Origin of the sequence: Actinotalea sp. JY-7885 (assembly GCF_014525465.1) — a bacterium.
In the GTDB taxonomy this organism is placed as follows: Bacteria; Actinomycetota; Actinomycetes; order Actinomycetales; family Cellulomonadaceae; genus Actinotalea.
The window spans coordinates 1-4,308 of record NZ_JACEXH010000227.1; the positions used below are offsets into that span (position 1 = coordinate 1).

Consider the following 4,308-nt stretch of genomic DNA (forward strand, 5'->3'; position numbering starts at 1 on the left):
CGTCCGGTCCGATCACCGAGGTCCCCGGCCGCGGCGCGCCCGCGAGCCAGACGACCGAGCAGCCGACGGAGCAGCCGGCGTCGTCGCCGGCCGGTGAGAGCACCGGCGAGGTCACGACGGCCGGCGAGGCCGAGACGGCCGTGCTCCCCACCGAGGGCCGCGCCGACGAGACCCCGACCGTCGCGCTGCCGCAGGGCGAGAGCACCCCCTCGTCGGGCGCCGCCCAGGAGTCCGGCGCCCCCCAGGGCGGCGGTACGCCGGCGTCCGCGCAGGGCCCCGCCGCACCGCCCTACAGCGCTCCCGCGCCGACGCCCTACTCCGCGCCCGCCTCGCAGCCGTACAGCGCGCAGCCCACCTCGCCCTACGGTCAGCCGGCGGCCGGCCAGCCGCCCTACGGCCAGCAGCCTCCGTACGGTCAGCCCGGCCAGGGCCAGCAGCAGCCGCCCCACGGCCAGCAGCCCGGCCAGGGCCAGCAGCCGCCCTACGGTCAGCAGCAGCCCGGCCAGGGCCAGCAGCCGCCCTACGGCCAGCAGCAGCCCGGCTACGGCCAGCCGCCCTACGGCGCCCCGGGCCAGCAGCCCTACGGGCAGCCCGGCCAGCAGCGCCCGTCGGGTCCGAGCGCGACCGCCTACCCGGGCGGGGCGTACGGCGGCCCCCCGGCGGGCGGCCCGACCGCCACGGCCTACGCGGGCGGCCAGTACCAGCCCGGAGCACCCCAGAAGTCCTCGAACAAGACGCTCTTCATCGTCCTCGGCGTGATCGGCGGGCTCATCGTCCTCGGCCTCGCGGCGTTCTTCGTCATCCGCGGCCTGCTCGGGTCCTTCAGCGAGCCCGACGGGACCTACGGGTCCGACCCGGAGCTCGACGGGCTGTACGACGCGTGCGCCGACGAGGACTGGGAGGCGTGCGACGACCTGTACTTCTCCTCGCCCCTCGGCTCCGAGTACGAGGAGTTCGGTGACACCTGCGGTGGCCGCACCGACGGTGGCGTGAGCTGCGTCACCGAGTTCGGTCGCTCGTCCGACCCGGACCCCGACCCCGAGGGCGAGCCCGAGGCCTATGGCGACGACCCGGAGCTGGACGCCCTGTGGGACGCCTGCGAGGCGGGTGACGGCGTCGCCTGCGACGACCTGTACTTCTCCTCGCCCATCGGCTCGGAGTACGAGGCGTTCGCCGACACGTGCGGCGGCACCACCGAGGACCGCGGCGGCCTCTGCGAGTACTCGTCCAGCGCGCCGTCGGACGAGCCTCAGAGCTACGGTGACGACCCCGAGCTCGACGCGCTCTGGGACGCCTGCGAGGCCGGCGACAACCAGGCGTGCGACGACCTCTTCATGGAGTCGGACGTCGGCACCGAGTACAACGACTTCGGCGACGACTGCGCCGGCCGGGGCCGGCCCGAGGGCCAGCTGTGGTGCGTGCCGGACGCGTGAGCCGGGGGTACAGTGACGGGGTGCGCGTGACACAGCCTCGGCTGCTTCTTCGTCGCCGCGGCGGGGCCTGACCGACCGGTCCCTCGCCGCGGTGGTCGGTGTGCCGGTCGCTCCCCGAAGATCCCGAGCACCGAGGACCAGCGATGAACCCCAGCACCAGCCCCAGCACGACGACGCCCTCCTCCGGTCGCGCCGCCGCCGCCGAGCGCGCCCCCGTCACCCCGGACGCGCCGTACCAGGAGCGCAACAAGCAGCAGCCGTCGCCGATGCGGGTGGGCAAGTACCGGCCCTTCCACGAGCAGATCCGGGTCGAGCTCCCGGACCGCACGTGGCCCGACCGCCGAGCCGAGAAGGCGCCGCGCTGGTGCGCGGTGGACCTGCGGGACGGCAACCAGGCGCTCATCGAGCCCATGAGCCCCGAGCGCAAGCTCCGCATGTTCGAGCTGCTCGTGGAGATGGGCTTCAAGGAGATCGAGGTCGGCTTCCCGTCGGCGTCGCAGACGGACTTCGACTTCGTCCGGATGCTCATCGACGAGGACCGCATCCCCGACGACGTCGTGATCCAGGTGCTCACGCAGTGCCGGGAGCACCTCATCGAGCGCACGTACGAGGCGATCGCGGGCGCCAAGCAGGCGATCGTGCACCTGTACAACTCGACGTCCGTGCTGCAGCGCGAGGTGGTGTTCCGCTCCGACCAGGACGGCATCCTCGACATCGCGACCTCGGGCGCCCACCTGTGCAAGAAGTACGAGGAGACGATTCCCGGCACCGAGGTCTACTACGAGTACAGCCCCGAGTCCTACACCGGCACGGAGCTCGAGTACGCCCTGCGGGTCTGCAACGCGGTGATCGACGTCTTCGACCCCACCCCCGAGCGCAAGGTGATCATCAACCTGCCGGCGACGGTCGAGATGGCGACGCCGAACGTGTACGCCGACTCGATCGAGTGGATGAGCCGCCGGCTGCACCAGCGCGAGAACGTCGTGCTCTCCCTGCACCCGCACAACGACCGCGGCACGGGCGTGGCGGCGGCCGAGCTGGGGTACCTGGCGGGCGCGGACCGGATCGAGGGCTGCCTGTTCGGCAACGGCGAGCGCACCGGCAACGTGTGCCTGGTGACGCTCGGCATGAACCTGCTGAGCCAGGGGGTCGACCCGGAGCTCGACTTCAGCGACATCGACCGCATCCGGCGCACGGTGGAGTACTGCAACCAGCTGCCCGTCCACGAGCGGCACCCGTACGGCGGCGACCTGGTCTTCACGGCGTTCTCCGGCTCGCACCAGGACGCCATCAAGAAGGGCTTCGACGCCATGGCGGCCCGGGCGGTCGCGGAGGGCGTCGAGGTCGACGACCTCGTGTGGGCGGTGCCGTACCTGCCGATCGACCCGCGGGACGTCGGCCGCTCGTACGAGGCGGTCATCCGCGTGAACTCGCAGTCCGGCAAGGGCGGTATGGCGTACCTCATGAAGACGGAGCGCCACCTGGACCTGCCGCGTCGCCTGCAGATCGAGTTCTCGCGCGCCGTGCAGCAGTTCACGGACTCCTCGGGCCGCGAGGTCACGGCCGAGGACCTGTGGCGCATCTTCACCGACGAGTACCTGCCGGTCGAGCCGGGGAGCGACCTCGCGCCGTGGGGCCGCTTCGCGCTGCGGGGCAGCCGGACGGTGAGCACCGAGGCCGGCCCGGACCTGCTCTCCGTCGACCTCGTCGTCGGGGGCGAGCAGCGCACCGTCGAGGGGCGGGGCAACGGCCCGGTCGACGCGTTCGTCGACGCGCTCGCGAGCCTGGGGCAGCGGGTCGAGGTCCTCGACTACGCCGAGCACGCGCTCTCGACGGGCGGCGACGCGCGCGCCGCCGCCTACGTCGAGTGCGCCGTGGGGGACCAGGTGCTGTGGGGCGTGGGCATCGACCCGTCCATCACGACGGCGTCGCTCAAGGCGATCGTCTCGGCCGTCAACCGCGCGCACCGCTGAGGCCCGGCCGGGGCCCGGACCGGCCGGGGCCCGGTCAGGGGCGCAGGGGGTGGCGGCGGTACGCCTTGGTGCGCGCCTTGAGCTCGCCGGCCGCGGCCGCGCGCAGGCGTGCGTCGACCCGCGCCGCCTGGTAGGCGGCCTCGCGCACGAGCTTGCGGTAGCTCCGCAGGCGCCGGGGGGCCAGGTCGCCGTCCGCGACCGCGGCGACCACGGCGCAGCCGGGCTCGCTCGCGTGCGCGCAGTCGGAGAACCGGCACCCGGCCGCGAGCGCCTCGATCTCCGCGAAGACGTCGTCCAGCGCCTCCTGCCCGGCGAGGCCGACCGACCGGATGCCCGGGGTGTCGATCACCGCGCCGCCCCCCGGGACGAGGTGCAGCTCGCGCGTCACGGTCGTGTGCCGGCCCTTGCCGTCGCCTCGCAGCGCGCGCGTGCGCATGGCCTCGCGGCCGAGCAGGGCGTTGAGCAGGGTCGACTTCCCGACGCCCGACGCGCCCAGCAGCGCCAGCGTCGCGCCCGCCGCGAGCCGGCCCCGCAGCGGCTCGAGCCCGACCTCGTCCACCGCGCTGACGGCGACGACGTCGGCCCCGGGCGCGATCGCGACGACCTCGCCCAGGAGCGCATCGGGATGGGCGACCAGGTCGGCCTTGGTCAGGACGACGAGCGGCTCGGCGCCGGACGACCACGCGAGCGCGAGGAGGCGCTCGATGCGCGCGAGGTCGACGTCGGGCGCCATCGCCTCCACGACGACGGCGACGTCGGCGTTCGCGGCGAGGACCTGGGCGTGCGAGGAGCCGGCGGCGACCTGGGCGCGCACGACGGCGGTCCGCCGCGGCAGGACGGCGGCGACGACCCACCCGTCGGGCGGGACGTGCGCGAGCCGCACGCGATCGCCGGCGGCCGGG

The 4,308-nt window shown here is 74.4% G+C and carries 2 protein-coding genes and 1 pseudogene; 2 read left to right on the forward strand and 1 reads right to left on the reverse strand.

Going from position 1 to position 4,308, the window contains the following annotated elements; translation table 11 throughout:
• A pseudogene (locus IDM29_RS15240) lies at positions 1–1,433 on the forward strand (hypothetical protein); the annotation flags it as partial.
• 266 nt (positions 1,434–1,699) lie between these two features.
• The gene (gene leuA / locus IDM29_RS15245) at positions 1,700–3,406 is read left to right on the forward strand and encodes a 2-isopropylmalate synthase (RefSeq protein WP_255500327.1); all 1,707 of its coding nucleotides are present in this window, start codon (positions 1,700–1,702) and stop codon (positions 3,404–3,406) included.
• Positions 3,407–3,440: 34 nt separating this feature from the next.
• Here the strand turns inward: leuA and rsgA are convergent.
• On the reverse strand, positions 3,441–4,308 hold an 868-nt coding region (rsgA, locus tag IDM29_RS15250; protein ID WP_188037735.1), incomplete at its 5' end, for a ribosome small subunit-dependent GTPase A.